This window comes from Amycolatopsis sp. H20-H5 (assembly GCF_035828755.1).
Classification (GTDB): domain Bacteria; phylum Actinomycetota; class Actinomycetes; order Mycobacteriales; family Pseudonocardiaceae; genus Amycolatopsis.
The window spans coordinates 23294-38554 of sequence record NZ_JAYMZS010000090.1; the positions used below are offsets into that span (position 1 = coordinate 23294).

The window sequence follows — 15261 nt, forward strand, 5'->3', positions numbered from 1 at the left end:
CTCAACATTCCTCTTTTTCTTGGTTGGGCGTACAAAAACCTCCGGGGAATCCGGAGGGGCTTAGGGGGCGCGGGAGGCGGCTGCTCATCCGGTGAAAGTGGAAAAGGTAATGTGGTACACCATGCGGCAGCGACTTTTTGCGTCTGTCACGTCAACCGCCGCAACCCCTCCAACACCCGGCGCATCAGTACCGGGTCAGGACTAGATACTGCCGCGTGCCGTTTCCACGGTGTCGGTTGCTGCTCGACATACGGTCGCTTGCGACATGGCAAGGGCGGCAGGGCCGCCACTGCCGGAAACACTTCGGTCGGTACGTCGTCCACTGGAAGGGCCGGCAATATTTCGGTATTAGCGACGGCCAGTTGTTCGTGGCTTTCTTCCTCGACCAGTCGCGCGGAGATTGCCCGCACGGAAACGCCTTCGTCATCCCACCGTTGCAGGCGCGCAACCCGCTGCCTCCGGACAAAGAAGCGAACGAGTCCAGCCAGCAACAACCCGCCACCGGCAAGCACCAAGAACGCCGCCACCGGGTTCACCGCTCAGGTGGTGGTTCACGGAGGGCATGGCGGCCGGTAGCGCCAGGCGACACAGCAAGCTTGTCGGCGTAGAGGTGGACCGCTTGCGACAAGTCGGTGAGTAGGTTGGCACATTCGTGAAGTTCCTGCGCCGTAAGATACCCCGTGTCTAAACGGTCGGAGATATCTACCAGATGGCGGGTCACCAGTCTGAGAGCGTCAGCTAGCTTCGGGGGCGAATTACACATCGGGAATGTCCTCCCCGCCAGCTTGCAAGGCGTTGACCAGCTCAATCGTTTGGCGCTTCATGCCGGGTCTCCCATACACCAGTCGGACGGGTCGAGGTCATCCGGCAGCGTGTCGTCGGTGACCAGTTCCGCGAAGTGGCGAATCGCCTCGATATGCGTACTCGTTTGGGCGTCACCAACAGCAGTCAGTCGCACCCACGTTCGGCCACGGACACCGCTATATGTTTCGACATATCCAGCGGCGCGGAGGGTGGCAACCTGGCGTGACAAAGTGGTGGCGTTCACGGCAAGGGTGTCGCGGATAAACCCCAACCGGCACCAGGCGTCATGGCGCAGCAACAGCAGGATTCGCAACCGGTGCGCCCCGAGGAGCACCGGGTCGAGGTCACGGAAAAAGGCCAAGTCTTCCAGATTGGTCATATCAGCGGCCGTTCCGGTACGGTTTGGGACCGGTCGGGCGCATGGTGGTGTTGGTGGCTTTCAGGAGTCGCCAGACGGTGTGTACCGATACGTCGTGGTCGGCCGCCAAGCTATACGTGGTTTCGCCTGCTTCGTACGCGGTCTTGAGTCGTTCGGCAAACGCCCGACGCTTGGCGGGATGGTTCCGGCTTGGGAGGGGCATTAGGGCGTCTCCGCTAACGTGACCGTGGGAGTGTTCACATCGCACCAACCTGGCAAAACCAGTTCGGTTGTTTCGCTCGCAGTTCGGTCGTGTGGCGCTCGATCTCACCAGGCAGTTCCGCCAACATGTGGAGGTAGGCAGTCCGTTCGGTTTCGCCGTAGCTTGTGAGCAGTGCCCAACTGGTGGACTCGCGGGCAAGGCGGGTGGTGGTTACATAGCCCCGCGAACGGAGCAAGTAGAAATGCCGCTTCAGGCGGTCTTGCGAGATGCCCGCCAGTTCGCACAAGGCCGTAAACCGTCGCCACTCACTGGTATCCAGCAGGCAGGTAATCCGTAGCCGTACAAGGTCAGACAGCACCTCATGCGGCGCACTGCGGAGGTTGCTCGGACTGGGAAGAGTCATCCGAGTGTCTCCACCAATGCAAACACCTCGGCGTGCGCTTGTGTCTCCAAGCGGTTCAGCAGCATATTTTGCAACAGGGTGTTGCGCGCCAGGTGCCGGAACGTCGGCACGATGACCACGTGCGCCTCGGCGCGTTGGAGTTCTTGCAGCAGATCGGCAAAGGCCTCAAAGCGACCACACTCGAACTCCGGGAAAATGGCCGCCAACTGGAAGCCCTTGTCCTCGGCGAAGTGCCGTAGCTCGTACTCCATGCGGCGCACTTTGGCGTCAGGGATGTCGCACGGCACGCGCATGTAGGCGTAGGCGGCGGGCGTTGCCACCGAAGCTATCGGTGGGCGGGTGAGGAGTGGCGTAGGCATCGGGTCGTCCCTGGTGGCTGGTGAACGGGTGACACCATCCGACCTTGATCGGCAGGTGATCGTCACACCAGGCCACCAACCAGGCACGATCTGCGCACACATCCGGCGTTGGTAGGCTTGACCTGCGGGAACGGCACACGGACACCGGTCACGGAGGTGGGACGGCATGGCGGGCAAGCGGACGCGGCTCATCCGGGTACGCAAGGCGGCCGGGTACACCCAAGAGAGCCTTGGTGAGGCACTCAACATGGACACCGCGACAGTCGGGCGGTGGGAGCTGGGCAAGGCCGAGCCGCTCCCTCACAAGCGCGCCAAAGTTGCCCGCTTGCTGGCCGTGTCCCGTGACGAGCTGGAAGCGCTGTTGCAAGAAGGGGTGTCGCCCGCCGAACTCGCCACGCGGCTTCCGGCGGCTCGAGCGTTCTTACCAGCACGCCCGGCTGATGACGACGACGAAGCCGCCGCGTGGGAGCTTGCTCGGCGCGTTGGCGCCAGTGACGTCGGCAACGAGACCCTTACGCAACTGGAAACGATTGTTGACGACCTGGCAATCGCCTATTCGATCACGCCACCCGCTGAACTCGTTGATCGTATTCGCGGCTACCTCAAGTATGTGTCGCAACTTATGGACGCCCGCAAAACGTTAGCCGAGCACCGCCGGTTGTTGGTGGTCGGTGGCTGGCTATCCTTATTAGCCGCTACCGTCCATATTGACCTCAAGCAACCGGCCGCCGCGCGAGCACGCTTGCGCACGGCTGACAGTTTAGCTGTCCATGCCGAACACGATGAAATTCGGGCGTGGGGCTACGAAACCGATGCCTGGTGGTCGCTCACCGATGGCAATTACCACGGTGCCCTTGATCTGGCGCGGCGTGCCCAAGCCTTTGCGCCGATTGGCACCTCGATTGCGATTCAGGCCACCGCGCAAGAGGGTCGCGCATTGGCGCGGCTTGGCGAATCCAAAGCAATGTACGACGCTATTGAACGCGTCAACCGGCTGGTGTCGCCGCTCCAAGTGCCCGACCGACCCGAACACCATTACCGCTACGACCCGAATAAGTCAGTGGCGTACATGGCGACCACGCTGGCGTGGGCGGGCGACCCTGCCGCCGAGGGGTTTGCCCGGGAAATTCTGGCACGACTGGCACCGAACAACAACGTTGGCAAATGGCCGCGCCGGGTGGCGTCCGCCAACCTTGATCTAGCCCTGGCCTTGATTGTCAGTGATCGCATGGACGAAGCCGTTGGTGCAACGCACGTAGCCATAGCGTCCGGATGTGTGGTGCCCTCCAACCACTGGCGTGCGGCCGAAGTAGTCAAGGCGGTGGAAGCACGCAAAATGCCTGACGCCAAGGATTTGCGCGAGGCGTATGAGGAGTTGCGGCGAAGTTCGTAAGGCTCATCAATCGAAAGGGCTACGTGGATGTCCGAAACTAAGGTTGTCATACGTGCAGGCGTTCCGGGCATGGACAGCGAGCGCGCCAACGGCGAACATCGCTATCCGGCCAGCGCAAGCGATTTTATGAAGCTCTTGCGCGAGCAGGGTTTCAGCGTCGAGTATGAACACGAGAGGGCAGAACGAACGCTCGTTGAATTTAAAGCATTCGACGTTTGGGTTCCAGTACTAGATTTTACCCTGAACGTCTTGGCGAATATCCCGGCAAATATTGTTGCCACAGCGATAATGAACTACTTTCACGCCATGCGTCGTGACGTCAAAGACTCGATTTTACATGTAGAGTATTCGATGCGCAAAGAGAATGGTGATGTCGTCAAGTTCAAGGCAGATGGTGCCGGGTCGGACGTCGTGGAAGCGATTAAGGCGTTTGACCTTGACATCCGGGACTAGCGACGGCACGCCGACTGAGGGCGCTAAGCGCTTGCGCGCTGGCAGCAACGCGTATGGGCGTGTGGCGCGACTACTAGCTACCGAGGGTTCCACCCCGGAGCTGCACGCTGAACTGCGGCAATGCCTGCATACTTTGCGCGGAGCTATGAACTATCTCGAATATGAAGATACGGCACAGTTTGAGGTGGCACACACCCGGCTGGACGCGGCGGGCAAGCTGGCACGCGACAGGTTCCCCAAAGGCTGTCTTCTAAAGTTTGAGAACGGGCAGTATCACCAACAATGCCCGGTTGCGCTGGCACACAATCGTGTCGGTATGAGTGTTGGCATGAAGATAAGAGCGATGGAGTGTTCCATATGCGGCGGCGACCCTGACGAGTGTGAGCATATACGAGGCAGGGAGTACAACGGACAGAGATGCATACATAGGATTACCGACGCCGAGATTATGGAAGTTTCGTTCGTTGCACAACCGGCACAACCGGATGCACGAATTGAATCTGTCTCTATCTCGACAAGTGAACTCCGAGATAAGCATGGCGACGGCTTTCGCGCCGGAATGCCGGTAACCTGCGACAACTGTCTATCCGCCTGCGGCGGCGTACACCAGTTCTTCGCTGGTCACTGAATAAGTTAACGGCCGTACTTTTCGGAAAGATGCGGCAATGACGTTCGCGGGTGGACTTGCAATTACTCGCAGGCTTATGCAATTGCTAATCCACCCGCGCGGATGCTATACTTTACTTATCGAGCTAGTAGTTCGAATGTATGACTAAGCAAAAAACCTCCCGGTCGGGGAGGTTTTTTGTATCTATAAGATTGGCGGAGGGGAAGGGATTCGAACCCTTGAATGTATGACTAAATACATTTGTCGGTTTAGAAGGCCGCTGCCTTAAACCACTTGGCTACCCCTCCGTAATGAAAAAGTACCCACGAGCTTTGACGGGTTTTAGCCGATCATCAATGCTCATGGATACTTTTTGGTATGAATGTGCTTGGTGTGCTAAACCTTATATCCCGTTTCAGTCGTGCGCTCTTATATTATAACGTATCGTCAATCAACTTCCAACTATTTTGGTTGTGCTTACTTAGGATGGCTACGTTGTGCAGTCTTTTCGACTTCCGCACTACTTGGAGAGCTTTCCGTTTGACAGTAGCAGGCCACTACTTAGACTGGACTTGATTTATGAACATATTCCGGTATTATTATTCTTGAGGTGCATCCTTGTGTCGCCCCTTGTGCTTCGTTAGCAACCGGCGCACGCTATGTTTGCTGATCTCGAATCGCACAGCTAGATCTTTGGCGCTTGCCCCATCTTGGTACTGCTTGATGAGCAATCGTACTTTCTGGTCTCCAAGTTGTTGTTCTGCAGTCGGCTGCTTCAACTGGACTGGTTTGTCTGATTTGACGCTGTGTTCGACGGTCTCACTACCAGCTTTGATAGCTTTCCGTAGTTGTTCGGTCACGCTGGTGAGATCAGTTAGCAGGTCAGGGCGCTTCTGGTAGTCGGAGAGTAGGTGCACGGTACGCCGCGTATCGACGAGCAGCCGCTGGTGGTGCTGGCGATCGATGTGCCGCGCAGGCGCCCCGACGACATCGTGTTCGTGGATCCGGCGGCCGGTGACGCGGGGACGTTCATGGCCCGCAACGCGGACTGAGCCGGGCGTTCGATAGCGTCTCAATCCGAGCATCAGGAGGCTGAAGTGGGCAAGGGCGCGCGCAAAAAGGGTCCCAAGACGACCGTGGACCGCAAGCCGAAGGTGCGCGACGTCTTCGTCGGGCAGCCGTTCGAGGGCCTGGCCGCCGAGGCCGAGCTGATCGCGATGCGCGAGTTCGTCCCGTCCGCGACGGCGAAGCTGGCGCTGGCCGGTGACGTCGAGGAGACCGTCACGCTCGGCACGGTGCTCCCGATGGCCGCCGCCGCGTTCGTCCGCTCCGACGGTGAACGGTTCGTCGGCATGCAGGTGCAGACGCGCTCCTCGGACATCAGCCGCGACCTCGGCCGGTCCATCCAGTGGGTGCTGCGGGCGAAGCCGGGTGACGTGCTGTCCGTGCCGGACACCACCACGCCGCCCGCCGCCGACGAGCAGTCCCGCCTCCAGGATGTGCTCATCCCGGGCACCGAGCTCGACGTCACCGTGCACACCGACTTCGCCTGGTGGCTGCCCGAGGACGCCGACGCGAGCGGTGACGTCGCGCTCTCGCTCGAACGCGCGAACGCCGCGATCATGCCGACCGAGCGGCTCGGCGCCGGTGCCTACTGGGTGCTCGCCGGGGACAAGGCGCACCTGCGCTGGGTCCGCCCGGAGATCGAGAACCTGCTGATGCAAGCGCTTGCGCGGCTGTCCGCGGCCGGCGAGATCGGACTCGGCGAGGGCTCGCGGTACGCCGGTTCGTTCCGTGCGCACGGTCTGCTCGTCCCGGTCTGGGACCTCGACACCGAGGCGCACGCGCGCGAGTGGGCGGACGGCAAGGACGAGCTCGGCGCCCGGCTGGCGGCCGCGCTGAAGTCCCTCGACGCCGAGCCGCTGAGCTCCGCCGAGCGCCGGGCGCGCGACGGCCTGGTCGGCCGCCAGCTCACCATCCGCTAGCCCGTACGCCGCAACTCGTCGGCGATTCGTGGTCTCTCGTGCGCGAGAGGCCGCGAATCGTCGGTGCGCACTGGCACTATCGGGGCATGATCCTGCATATCTGCGGCACCGAAGAGTGGTCGAAGGTGCCTGAAGACGGCGAGTACCGGGCGCCCTCGCTCGACGCCGTGGGGTACATCCACTGCTCCGACCCTGGCACCGTGGCCCTTCCGGCCAACGTCGTCTACCTCGGCCGGACCGATCTCCTCCTGCTCGAGATCGACCCCGCGAAGGTCGGCGTCCCGGTTCGCTGGGAGGACGGGAACCCGCCGAGTCCCGCCGGTATCTGGTTCCCGCACGTTTACGGCCCCATCCCGCGCGCCGCGGTCGTCGCGGTCCACGAATTCCCAGCTCAGGGCGACGGGAGCTTCCTGCTGCCTGAGACATTGTCACAACGTTGACCTGCGGTTACCCCGAGGCAACCCATCCCCCATCCGGGCGTCCCTCGAAATGAGCACCACAGTCGGACAACCTGAGGGGGAGGTCATGCGTTTTGCGAGTGGCGACGAACTGATGCCTGGAGACATGACCCTGGGAGGAGGCGATACGGTGACCGCTTCCGTGGCCGTCTTCGCAGGGGGCGATATCCGGGTGGTCAGCGAGAGCCGAGGGAAGGAATCGTCCGTGCCGGGCGAGCTCAGTGACTTCGGCGAGTTCGTCCGGGCGAGCCTGCCCGGACTGCTTCGCTATGGCCACGCGCTGACCGGCAATCCGCACGACGCCGCCGACCTGGTGCAGACCGTGCTGGAGAAGATCGGCTCCCGCTGGACCCATGTCCAGCACAAGACCGGCGACCCGCTCGCCTACATCCGCCGGTCGATGGCCAACGCGCACGTCAGCCGCTGGCGGCGGACCAAGCGCGAGAACCTGGTCGCCGACGTGGCGGACACCAAGCCGTTCACCCCCGCCGACCCGTTCGAGCACGAACCACTGTGGCAAGCGGTGCGAGCCCTGCCGCCGAGGCAACGCGCGGTCATGGTCCTGCGTTACTACGAAGGACTGTCCGAAGCCGAGATCGCGGCGGCGCTGAGCGTCAGCCAGGGCACAGTGAAGAGTCAGGCGAGCAAGGCGATTTCCTCGTTGCGCACGAAGCTGACCCTGCCGGAATGACCCTGCCGGAATGACCACGGTTTGAAGAACCACCGCCGGAACGACTCGGCCGCTATGAACGGAAGGGAGGGATGCGGGTTGACCGCCTCCGAGGACGAGCTGGAGCGGCGGCTGCGAACACTGTTCGCGGACGAGGCCCTGCAGATCCAGCCCGAGACGCACGCCGAGCAGGCGATCGTCGCCGGGGCCCGGCGTCGTCGCCACCGCCGTCAGGCGGTCCTGTCCGGGCTGTCCGTCACCGCGGCCGCCGTGCTGGTCATCGGCGGGCTGACCGTGGTCAAGGTGCGGGCCAGGGACAACAACGCGGCGATGACGGCGGATCAGCTGCGGGTGAGTTCGGCGCAGGCGCAACCCGCCACTTCCGAGTCGCCGTCGCTGTCCAGTGCCCTCCCGCCGCCCGCGGTGCCGGAAACCGGCGCCCGCACGGCCCCGACCCAGGAGCCCAACGAGTCGACCAGGGTCTCGCCGAAGGACACGCCGACCCCGGTGACCAGCCCCGCCAACAAGGTCCAGACGGGCCCGGTGCTCTCGGCGTACGGGTTCGGCCAGCTCAAGCTCGGTATGACCGAGGCCGACGCCGCGAAGCAGGGCGCCACGCTCACCAAGCGCGAAACGAGCGAGCCTTGCGTGTATTACGACGTCAGCGGCGCCGGAGTGCCGCCCGGCGGCAGCGTGGCGATCTCGCCGGGCAACGGGCTGGTGATCGTGGTCCCGGCGATGCCCGCGCACACGCCGGAGGGGATCGGCGTCGGCTCCACCAAGGACGAGGTCCTCGCCACGTACCCCGGAGCCTCCGACACCACGTCGGCGGTCGCCGCGCCCGCGGGGCCGACGAGCACCTACCGGTTTGCGCTGACCCCGGCCGAAACGGTCGAGCGGGTGGATCTCTACAGCGTCGCCCAGGACTGCGCCGGCTGAAAGCGGTAACAACCAAAAACGAGAAACCCGGGCCTCTCCAGGGGGAGGGCCCGGGTTTCCGTCGTTCTCACGGCCGAATTCGGCGCGAGCGGGTCAGAGCGAACCGCCGGCCACCGGGGGCATACCCGCGTCCGCGCCGCCGTCGCCGACGGACTCGCGGTGCAGGTGCGCCTCGACCTCGAACAGGTTGCCGTTCGCGCGCTTGATGATGTGAAGCAGCGTCGTCATCTGCGAGATCTCCTCGACCTGCTCCTTGAGGAACCACTGGGTGAACTGCTCGCCCATGTAGTCCTCTTCGGCGCGGGCCGCTTTCGCCAGGGTCTGGATGTCGGCGGCGACCTCCTTCTCCTGGGCCAGCGCGAGCTCGACGAGCTCGGTCACCTCGGAGAAGGTGTTGCGGACATCGCCGGTGGCGGGGATCTCGACGTGGTGGTCGGTGTCCATCATGTACTGGACGAGCGCCATCGCGTGGTTGCGTTCCTCGACCGACTGCTTGTAGAAGTGCTTGGCGAGCTGGGGCAGGTCCTCCGAGTCGAACCAGACCGCCAGCGCGATGTACTGCTGGGACGCGTTGAACTCGTTGTGGATCTGCGCCTGCAGCAGTTCGTAGAACTTGGAGCGCGGTTCTTTCTTCAAGAGGGCCATGACTCAAAAGGTACCCGGTATTGCCATTGTTTTCCACTTGTCACTGGTGATGTACCCCCTATTAGGTTACCATTCCTATGGCAAGGCGCGACTAAATAAAGTAAGCCTTCCCTAAAATAATGAAGCATTTTAGGGAAGGCTTACTTTATTTAGTGACTCAGTATTGCCGGGATCAATCAGATCGAGTCGCGCAGCACCGGGCAGGACATGCAGCGCGGGCCACCGCGGCCAGAGCCCAGTTCCGAGCCCGCGATCGGCAGCACCTCGATGCCGGAGGCCTCCAGACGGGCGTTCGTCTCCAGATTGCGCTCATACCCGACGACGACGCCCGGCGCGAGCGCGAGCGTGTTGTTCCCGTCGTCCCACTGCTCGCGTTCCGCGGTCACCGGGTCGAGCCCGGTGTCGATGACGCGGAGCCGGTCGATGCCCATCGCCTCGGCCGCCGCGATCAGGAACGGCGCCGGGCCCTCCACCTTGACCGAACCGTCGTCGGTGGGCCGCATGGTGAACGCGGTCAGCGAGTCGCGCGAAAGCGGGTACATCACGACCGCGTCGGCCGCGACCATCGTGCACACGGTGTCGAGGTGCATGGTCGCGCGGGCCTGCTCGATCGGGACGGCGAGCACGGTGTGCGCGATGCCGTCGGCGAACAGTGACCGGGCCAGCGACTCGGCACCGGCGGCGGTCGTCCGCTCGCCGACACCGATGGCGACCACGCCAGGCGCCAGCAGCATCACGTCGCCGCCCTCGATCGGCGCCGAATGCGCGCCGTACGCGCGGGCGGCGTGCCGGAACCGCGGGTGGTAGGCGTAAACGAGGTCGAACACCGCGGTCTCCCGGCGGCGGGCGGGCATGGTGAGCGAGGAGACCGCCACCCGGTCGCCGATCCAGGCCGAGGAGTCGCGGGTGAACAACAGGTTCGGCAGCGGGTCCACGGCGAAATCGTGCGGGTGGTTCATCATCCTGACCAGTGAGGCGCCCTCGCTGTAGGGCAGCTCCTCGAAGGTCATCCCGGCCATCAGCACCTCGGCCAGCGCGGCCGCGTTCGTGCTGGACAGGTGCGAGCGCAGCGAGTCGCCCAGGTCGGCCCCGAGCCGCCGGTCGTCCACCGCGGCGTGCACCCCGGCCGCGTGGGCCCGCGGGTCGGCGAGCGCCGTGCGCAACGCGTCGGCCACCAGGATGACCTCCACCCCGCGCCCGCGCAGCACCTCGGCGAAGGCGTCGTGCTCCTCCTGTGCCCGGCCCACCCACGGGATGGAGTCGAACAGGAGCTGGTCGTTGTTCTGGGGGGTCAGCCGCTTGAGCTCGTTGCCCGGCCGGTGCAGCAGAACTGTCCGGAGCGGTCCGACTTCGCTGTCCACCCTGGGTGCGGTGGCGGATTCACTGGTCACGGACCCGAGCGTAATGAACGCGTACTACGGGAGCCAGGAAACATGCCCCTTCAATATGGCGTAACCGAGGAACGACACGACGTCGAACAGCGTGTGCGCGGCCACCAGCGGCCAGAGCCGGTTTGTCTTCTGCCACAACCTGCCGAAGATCAGGCCCATCACGAAGTTGCCGACGAACCCGCCGAAGCCCTGGTACAGGTGGTACGAACCACGCAAAACGGCCGCGCCGACCAGCGACGAGTTCTCCCGCACGCCGAGCTGGCGCAGCCGGGTCAGCAGGTAGCCGATGACGAGCGCTTCCTCGGCGAAGGCGTTGCCGAACGCGGACAGCGTCAGCGTGATCGGCCGCCACCAGGTGTCGCCCAGCGTGGACGGCTGCACCGCGAGGCTGAACCCGAGGTGGTACGAAAGGAAGTACAGACCGAGGCCGGGGATCCCGATGACCGCCGCGAGCAGGAGCGCGAGCAGGGCGTCCTTGCCGGGGGAACGGCGGTCGAGGCCGATCCTGGTGAGCTTGATCCCGCCGCGCCACAGCAGGTAGAGCCCGAGCGCGCCGAAGCCGAGCAGCTGCGCGACGCTCAGCAGCTGCTTGAGCAGGTCGATCAGGCTCGCCGCCGCCTGTGGCACGTTGATCTGAACTTGCTGCTGCGCCAGCGGAACCGGCTTCAGCAGCGAGTCCACAAGGGACAGCAGGCTGCGCAGCCCGGAAAGGCCCAGCGTGATGCCGAAGACGATGACGAGTTCGAGCTTGATCGCGCGGCGCTCGCCCTGGTCGGTGCATGTCTCCGGGAACGCGGGGCGCCCGGGGGCGAGCCAGGATCGCACGGTGGAGCTCATGCGGGCACGTTACCGTCGGGTTATGGCACGGACTATCGCAACCAACGAAAAGATCGACCGCGCGGGACTCGTCGAGTTCCTCCGGACACGTCATCGGCTCATCCTGATGACCACCAAGGCCGACGGCGGCCCCCAGCTCTCCCCGGTCACCTCCGGGATCGACGACGAGGGCAGGCTGGTGATCTCGACCTACCCCAAGCGCGCGAAGATCGCCAACATCCGGCGCGACCCGAAGGTGTCCGCCTGCGTGCTCTCCGACGAGTGGAACGGCCAGTGGGTGCAGGTCAACGGCACCGCCGAGGTGCTCGACCTGCCCGATTCGATCGAGCCACTGGTCGACTACTTCCGCAGCATCTCCGGCGAGCACCCCGACTGGGACGAGTACCGCGAGGCGATGCGGAAGCAGGGCAAGAGCCTGATCCGCGTCACCATCGACAGCTGGGGCCCGATCGCGAAGGGCGGCTTCCCGGCGGAACTGCCAGACACGCCCTAACCGTGTTCGTCCTGGCGGTGGTGCATCGGGCAGCCGACCAGGCGCTGGATCTCCATCGCCAGCTGCGGCGGCCCGTCGACAGGGCGCGAGAAGGCCAGCCGGACGTCGTGGTCGCCGCTGTCCGACTCGACGCGCAGCCGCAGGCCGAAGCGGTCCAGGCCCAGCGGCCGGATCCGGCCGTCGCGCAGCGCGGGCGGCAGGTGCTTGGCGAGCTGGTCCACGACGTCGGCGTGGTCGCTCTCGAGGTGGCGTAGCCAGTCGGCCTCGTAGTCGTGGAACGGGTCGGGCGGGGCCGCGCTGAACATGTGCGGGCGCAGCGAATGCGTGCCCTCGGCGTCGGCGAGCACGAGCGAGGCCGGGGTCAGGCGGAGCACCGTCAGCCCGTGGCCGACGTCGAGCAGCCGCGGGTCCGGGCGCGTCTCGGCGATCGAGACGGCCCGCGCGCGGGCCGAGACCTCGGTGAGCGGGCGGAGCCAGCCGGTGATCCACAGCAGGCCGCGGATCGGCTCGCGGAGGTCGACGGGCGCGTGGTCGGCCAGCTCGATCATCACCGCGAGCTCGCCTCGCTGCGTCTGTTTCGTGGCCTTGACCAGCGAATGCCCGTCCGGCAGCAGCACGCTGACGCTGCCGCTGGAGTGCACGTGGTGCAGGACGGGAACGACGCGCTCGACGTCGTTGTCCGTGCGTTCCACGGTCGGCATCAGCGTCGCCGGCCCGTTGCGGGAGGCGATCGTCTTCGCGCGCTCGGCGGGGTTCGGGGCCGGTGGACGGCGGATGGTCATCGGGGCTTCGGTCACGGCTCACCTCCTTGGTTAGGTGAGCCTAACCTGAATTGAGGGGTGGAGGGAAGCCGTCTCACCCGGCGATCACCTGAGCGGGCTCGGCGTCGTTCGAGTCCGGGCTGGTAACGATCTTCGGGATGTCGCCGAATAGTCGGGCAGTAGGGGGGACAACTGTGCAAGCTGATTCTCAGGCCGATCGGGTGGCCGTGCTGGAGCCGCGTCCTGATCTGCCCGCGAGTGCCATGCCGGTGTTCAGGGAGCTCGTCGGGAAGAACCGCAGGCGCAGGCGACGGCAGGCGATCGTGTGCCTGCCGATCGCGGCGGCGGGGGTGTGGCTGAGCTTCGGTGGCTACGGGATCGCCGCGCCGGTCCTGCTACTGGCGATGTTCGTCCCGCTGACTTTCTACCTCGTGCGCTGCACGCTGGTCTTCGGCCGGGCGGAGAAGCTGCTGGGGACCGCGTTCAGGCCGCTTCACCTCGAGTCCGACGGGGTGCTCGTGTCGGGTTCGAAGGTCAGTCTCCGGGTTCCCGGGGACGGGCCGGACTGGCTCGTGATGCGGCTGCCGGAGCCCGCCCGCCGGCAACTCGCCGGTCAGCGGCGGGTGTGGGTTCTCGGGCCCGATCGCCGTGGCCGCGTACTCGTACTGCTGCCGGGCAGCCTCTCCGTGCGCCCTGGCCGCCTGCGAGCGGAACCGTCGTCCGGCTCTGTGCCGCTCGCCGAGCTAAGCAGGACACCCACGTCCCCCGCCGATGATCCGGTGGTCGGTGCCCACCTCCGCGCGCTCCTCAGGGTGTTGTGGGTGCTGGTCGGGCTCTACGTCTTTTACGCCGCTCTGCTGGTCTGGGTGCATTTCGACTTCCCGCCCGACCCGAATCCCGCCCTTCGCGACTTCATCCCGAACGTTTCCGTCCTGCTCAGTGGCCTGATGGTGGTCGCCGCCCTCGGCACAGCGGCGTCCGTACCCCGGTATGCCGAGGCGTGGCGGGCGGGCACCTGGACCGAGCTGCGGGTGGTGGTGGACGGGGTGGTGCGGATCGGCTACCAGGGAATGGCCAGGGTCAACGGGCGGACCATGCTGGCTGACGGGCGGGAGATCACCTTTCAGCTGCTTTACGTCGACCCGTCGCTGGCGGCCAACGTCGCCGTTACCGGGCAGCTGTGGATTGCCGGGGCGCCGCGGCCCGGGAAGGTCGGGCGGGCCGCGGTGCCTGGCTATCCCGTCATCGGCAATGCGCGGTTCGGGAAGTGACTTCTGCTGGTTTGCGGGCCAGGAGGTAGGCCTGCTGGGTCTTTTCGTAGTCTTCTGGTTCACGGATCAGGCGGGCGGTGGTGGTCAGGCCCGCGTTCGCCAGCAGGTCGGTGATGTGGTCTGGGGAGAGGCGGTAGGCGTCCAGTGAGATGTCGTGGCCGTAGCCCTTGGAGACGTGAAGGCGATTGTTTTCGCCTGCTTGGAATGCCAGGATCAGGTGGCCGCCTGGGATGAGGACGCGGTTGAACTCTGCGAATATCGTGGGTAGCAGGGGTGGTGGGGTGTGGATTATGGAATACCAGGCCACTATTCCGGTGAGTTCTTCGTCCTTTATGTCCAGGGTGGACATCGTGCCCACTTTGAAGGTCAGCCCGGGATGGGATTTTTGGGCCGTTGCGACCATTTCTGGGGAGAGGTCTATGCCGAATACTGAGGTGCCCAGGGTTTTGAGGTGGGCTGCTATGCGGCCGGGGCCGCAGCCCAGGTCTGCTACCTGGCCGGGGCCTACCAGTTCGGCGAACGTGGCCAGTAGGGCTCGTTCCAGGGGCTTTTTGGGTAGTTCTGAGGCGGCTTGGTCGGCGTAGCTGGTGGCTACGGTGTTGTAGGCCGTGCGGGTTTCGGTGAGGTGGGGTGGTTCGGTCATGGGGGGAGGTTAGCTTGGGAGGGGCGCTTTTGGTTTAGTCCTGAGGTGTGGTTAGAAGCCTGTGTTTTTTGGCCAGCGCGCTTACAAACTCGCGCCGCCAGGTCGCCCCTGACTATGTGCGTAAGTGCGGCTTTGCTTTAACGGGGGCGACCTGCCGTCGCGAGTTGGGAGGCCCTGGCGGGCCTGAAAGAGGGCGCGCGGCGGTGAAGTCTCCGCTCGCAGGGCTCGCGGAGACGCTGTGGTTGGGGAGAACTGCTGGGGTTGGGTTTTGTTTTTGTCTTTTTTACTGTATTGCGCGGCGGGTTGCTTGTTCGGTTTCTATTACTCCGCGGCGGATTCCTTCTAGTTGGTCTGTTAGGTCTGTTATTGATTCTTTTTCTTCTGTTATTTCTTCTATTTTTGTTGATAGCTCGGCTACTCTTGCTACCAGGCCGTCCAGGGCTAGTACTACAGGGCTAGATCTCTAGCATCTGGAGGCGGAGGCGTCGTCTGAAGTGGCTTCTTCGTGCGTCTGCCTGGTGTCCGCGTCGCCAGGCAGACGCACGGAGGCCCTGGTCGATGACGTGAT

The 15261-nt window shown here is 64.4% G+C and carries 20 protein-coding genes and 1 tRNA gene; 10 read left to right on the top strand and 11 right to left on the bottom strand.

Features of this window, described 5'->3' with window-relative positions; all coding sequences use genetic code 11:
- Window positions 1-146: 146 nt before the first annotated feature.
- The 4 genes from QMK34_RS34715 to QMK34_RS34730 all read right to left on the bottom strand — a co-directional run bounded on the left by QMK34_RS34715 (window position 147) and on the right by QMK34_RS34730 (window position 2108).
- Entirely contained in the window at window positions 147-536 is a 390-nt protein-coding gene (locus tag QMK34_RS34715; RefSeq protein WP_326418933.1) for a hypothetical protein, read from the bottom strand.
- Between the two features lie 284 nt (window positions 537-820).
- A complete protein-coding gene (locus tag QMK34_RS34720) occupies window positions 821-1183 on the bottom strand; it encodes a transcriptional regulator (RefSeq protein ID WP_326418934.1) in 363 nt (120 codons plus the stop codon).
- Window positions 1184-1419: 236 nt separating this feature from the next.
- Window positions 1420-1788: a transcriptional regulator gene (locus tag QMK34_RS34725; RefSeq protein WP_326418935.1), complete on the bottom strand. Its 369-nt coding sequence runs from the start codon at window positions 1786-1788 to the stop codon at window positions 1420-1422.
- A complete protein-coding gene (locus QMK34_RS34730; RefSeq protein ID WP_326418936.1) occupies window positions 1785-2108 on the bottom strand; it encodes a recombinase family protein in 324 nt (107 codons plus the stop codon). The genes QMK34_RS34725 and QMK34_RS34730 overlap by 4 nt, the downstream gene beginning before the upstream one ends.
- Window positions 2109-2313: 205 nt before the next feature.
- Here QMK34_RS34730 and QMK34_RS34735 point away from each other — a divergent pair, with 205 nt between their 5' ends.
- From QMK34_RS34735 to QMK34_RS34745, 3 genes are all read left to right on the top strand, one after another.
- Complete coding sequence (locus tag QMK34_RS34735; RefSeq protein WP_326418937.1) at window positions 2314-3540, top strand: helix-turn-helix transcriptional regulator; 1227 nt, start codon at window positions 2314-2316, stop codon at window positions 3538-3540.
- A 27-nt stretch (window positions 3541-3567) separates the two neighbouring features.
- Window positions 3568-3993: a hypothetical protein gene (locus QMK34_RS34740; RefSeq protein WP_326418938.1), complete on the top strand. Its 426-nt coding sequence runs from the start codon at window positions 3568-3570 to the stop codon at window positions 3991-3993.
- Window positions 3994-4138: 145 nt separating this feature from the next.
- Window positions 4139-4621: a hypothetical protein gene (locus QMK34_RS34745; RefSeq protein WP_326418939.1), complete on the top strand. Its 483-nt coding sequence runs from the start codon at window positions 4139-4141 to the stop codon at window positions 4619-4621.
- A 192-nt stretch (window positions 4622-4813) separates the two neighbouring features.
- Here QMK34_RS34745 and QMK34_RS34750 read toward each other — a convergent pair.
- Together QMK34_RS34750 and QMK34_RS34755 are read right to left on the bottom strand one after the other, a co-directional pair.
- Window positions 4814-4908: transfer RNA gene (locus QMK34_RS34750), tRNA-Arg, on the bottom strand.
- 291 nt (window positions 4909-5199) lie between these two features.
- Window positions 5200-5460 carry a hypothetical protein gene (locus QMK34_RS34755; protein WP_326418940.1) on the bottom strand — a complete coding sequence of 87 codons (261 nt, stop codon included), beginning with the start codon at window positions 5458-5460 and terminating at the stop codon, window positions 5200-5202.
- Window positions 5461-5511: 51 nt separating this feature from the next.
- Here QMK34_RS34755 and QMK34_RS34760 point away from each other — a divergent pair, with 51 nt between their 5' ends.
- The 5 genes from QMK34_RS34760 to QMK34_RS34780 all read left to right on the top strand — a co-directional run bounded on the left by QMK34_RS34760 (window position 5512) and on the right by QMK34_RS34780 (window position 8652).
- The gene (locus QMK34_RS34760) at window positions 5512-5652 is read left to right on the top strand and encodes a hypothetical protein (RefSeq protein WP_326418941.1); all 141 of its coding nucleotides are present in this window, start codon (window positions 5512-5514) and stop codon (window positions 5650-5652) included.
- A 45-nt stretch (window positions 5653-5697) separates the two neighbouring features.
- A complete protein-coding gene (locus QMK34_RS34765) occupies window positions 5698-6585 on the top strand; it encodes a DUF5926 family protein (RefSeq protein WP_326418942.1) in 888 nt (295 codons plus the stop codon).
- A gap of 86 nt (window positions 6586-6671) precedes the next feature.
- Window positions 6672-7025: a DUF952 domain-containing protein gene (locus tag QMK34_RS34770; protein ID WP_326418943.1), complete on the top strand. Its 354-nt coding sequence runs from the start codon at window positions 6672-6674 to the stop codon at window positions 7023-7025.
- Between the two features lie 223 nt (window positions 7026-7248).
- Window positions 7249-7734 carry a SigE family RNA polymerase sigma factor gene (locus tag QMK34_RS34775; RefSeq protein WP_326418950.1) on the top strand — a complete coding sequence of 162 codons (486 nt, stop codon included), beginning with the start codon at window positions 7249-7251 and terminating at the stop codon, window positions 7732-7734.
- Between the two features lie 78 nt (window positions 7735-7812).
- Window positions 7813-8652, top strand: coding sequence for a hypothetical protein (locus QMK34_RS34780; RefSeq protein ID WP_326418944.1), 840 nt, complete (start codon window positions 7813-7815; stop codon window positions 8650-8652).
- Between the two features lie 93 nt (window positions 8653-8745).
- On the opposite strand, the gene QMK34_RS34785 is transcribed toward QMK34_RS34780, so the two are convergent.
- The 3 genes from QMK34_RS34785 to QMK34_RS34795 all read right to left on the bottom strand — a co-directional run bounded on the left by QMK34_RS34785 (window position 8746) and on the right by QMK34_RS34795 (window position 11525).
- Window positions 8746-9297, bottom strand: a complete 552-nt coding sequence (locus QMK34_RS34785) for a ferritin (protein WP_326418945.1) — start codon at window positions 9295-9297, stop codon at window positions 8746-8748.
- 176 nt (window positions 9298-9473) lie between these two features.
- A complete protein-coding gene (locus tag QMK34_RS34790; protein ID WP_326418951.1) occupies window positions 9474-10658 on the bottom strand; it encodes an arginine deiminase in 1185 nt (394 codons plus the stop codon).
- Window positions 10659-10712: 54 nt separating this feature from the next.
- On the bottom strand, window positions 10713-11525 hold the full coding sequence (locus QMK34_RS34795) for a CPBP family intramembrane glutamic endopeptidase (RefSeq protein WP_326418946.1): 813 nt from the start codon (window positions 11523-11525) through the stop codon (window positions 10713-10715).
- Window positions 11526-11547: 22 nt separating this feature from the next.
- Here QMK34_RS34795 and QMK34_RS34800 point away from each other — a divergent pair, with 22 nt between their 5' ends.
- Window positions 11548-12018 carry a PPOX class F420-dependent oxidoreductase gene (locus QMK34_RS34800; RefSeq protein WP_326418947.1) on the top strand — a complete coding sequence of 157 codons (471 nt, stop codon included), beginning with the start codon at window positions 11548-11550 and terminating at the stop codon, window positions 12016-12018.
- On the opposite strand, the gene QMK34_RS34805 is transcribed toward QMK34_RS34800, so the two are convergent.
- Window positions 12015-12815, bottom strand: a complete 801-nt coding sequence (locus QMK34_RS34805; RefSeq protein WP_442785275.1) for a DUF2470 domain-containing protein — start codon at window positions 12813-12815, stop codon at window positions 12015-12017. The two genes, QMK34_RS34800 and QMK34_RS34805, sit on opposite strands and share 4 nt — an antisense overlap.
- Window positions 12816-12973: 158 nt before the next feature.
- Here QMK34_RS34805 and QMK34_RS34810 point away from each other — a divergent pair, with 158 nt between their 5' ends.
- A complete protein-coding gene (locus tag QMK34_RS34810; protein WP_326418948.1) occupies window positions 12974-14050 on the top strand; it encodes a hypothetical protein in 1077 nt (358 codons plus the stop codon).
- On the opposite strand, the gene QMK34_RS34815 is transcribed toward QMK34_RS34810, so the two are convergent.
- The gene (locus QMK34_RS34815; RefSeq protein WP_326418949.1) at window positions 14022-14693 is read right to left on the bottom strand and encodes a class I SAM-dependent DNA methyltransferase; all 672 of its coding nucleotides are present in this window, start codon (window positions 14691-14693) and stop codon (window positions 14022-14024) included. The two genes, QMK34_RS34810 and QMK34_RS34815, sit on opposite strands and share 29 nt — an antisense overlap.
- Between the last annotated feature and the right edge of the window lie 568 nt (window positions 14694-15261).

Coding starts and splice junctions, on each gene's coding strand:
- QMK34_RS34795 (WP_326418946.1), bottom strand. CDS start 11,525: ATGAGCTCCACCGTGCGATCCTGGCTCGCCCCCGGGCGCCCCGCGTTC.
- QMK34_RS34815 (WP_326418949.1), bottom strand. CDS start 14,693: ATGACCGAACCACCCCACCTCACCGAAACCCGCACGGCCTACAACACC.
- QMK34_RS34735 (WP_326418937.1), top strand. CDS start 2,314: ATGGCGGGCAAGCGGACGCGGCTCATCCGGGTACGCAAGGCGGCCGGG.
- QMK34_RS34770 (WP_326418943.1), top strand. CDS start 6,672: ATGATCCTGCATATCTGCGGCACCGAAGAGTGGTCGAAGGTGCCTGAA.
- QMK34_RS34740 (WP_326418938.1), top strand. CDS start 3,568: ATGTCCGAAACTAAGGTTGTCATACGTGCAGGCGTTCCGGGCATGGAC.
- QMK34_RS34800 (WP_326418947.1), top strand. CDS start 11,548: ATGGCACGGACTATCGCAACCAACGAAAAGATCGACCGCGCGGGACTC.
- QMK34_RS34720 (WP_326418934.1), bottom strand. CDS start 1,183: ATGACCAATCTGGAAGACTTGGCCTTTTTCCGTGACCTCGACCCGGTG.
- QMK34_RS34785 (WP_326418945.1), bottom strand. CDS start 9,297: ATGGCCCTCTTGAAGAAAGAACCGCGCTCCAAGTTCTACGAACTGCTG.
- QMK34_RS34745 (WP_326418939.1), top strand. CDS start 4,139: ATGAACTATCTCGAATATGAAGATACGGCACAGTTTGAGGTGGCACAC.
- QMK34_RS34725 (WP_326418935.1), bottom strand. CDS start 1,788: ATGACTCTTCCCAGTCCGAGCAACCTCCGCAGTGCGCCGCATGAGGTG.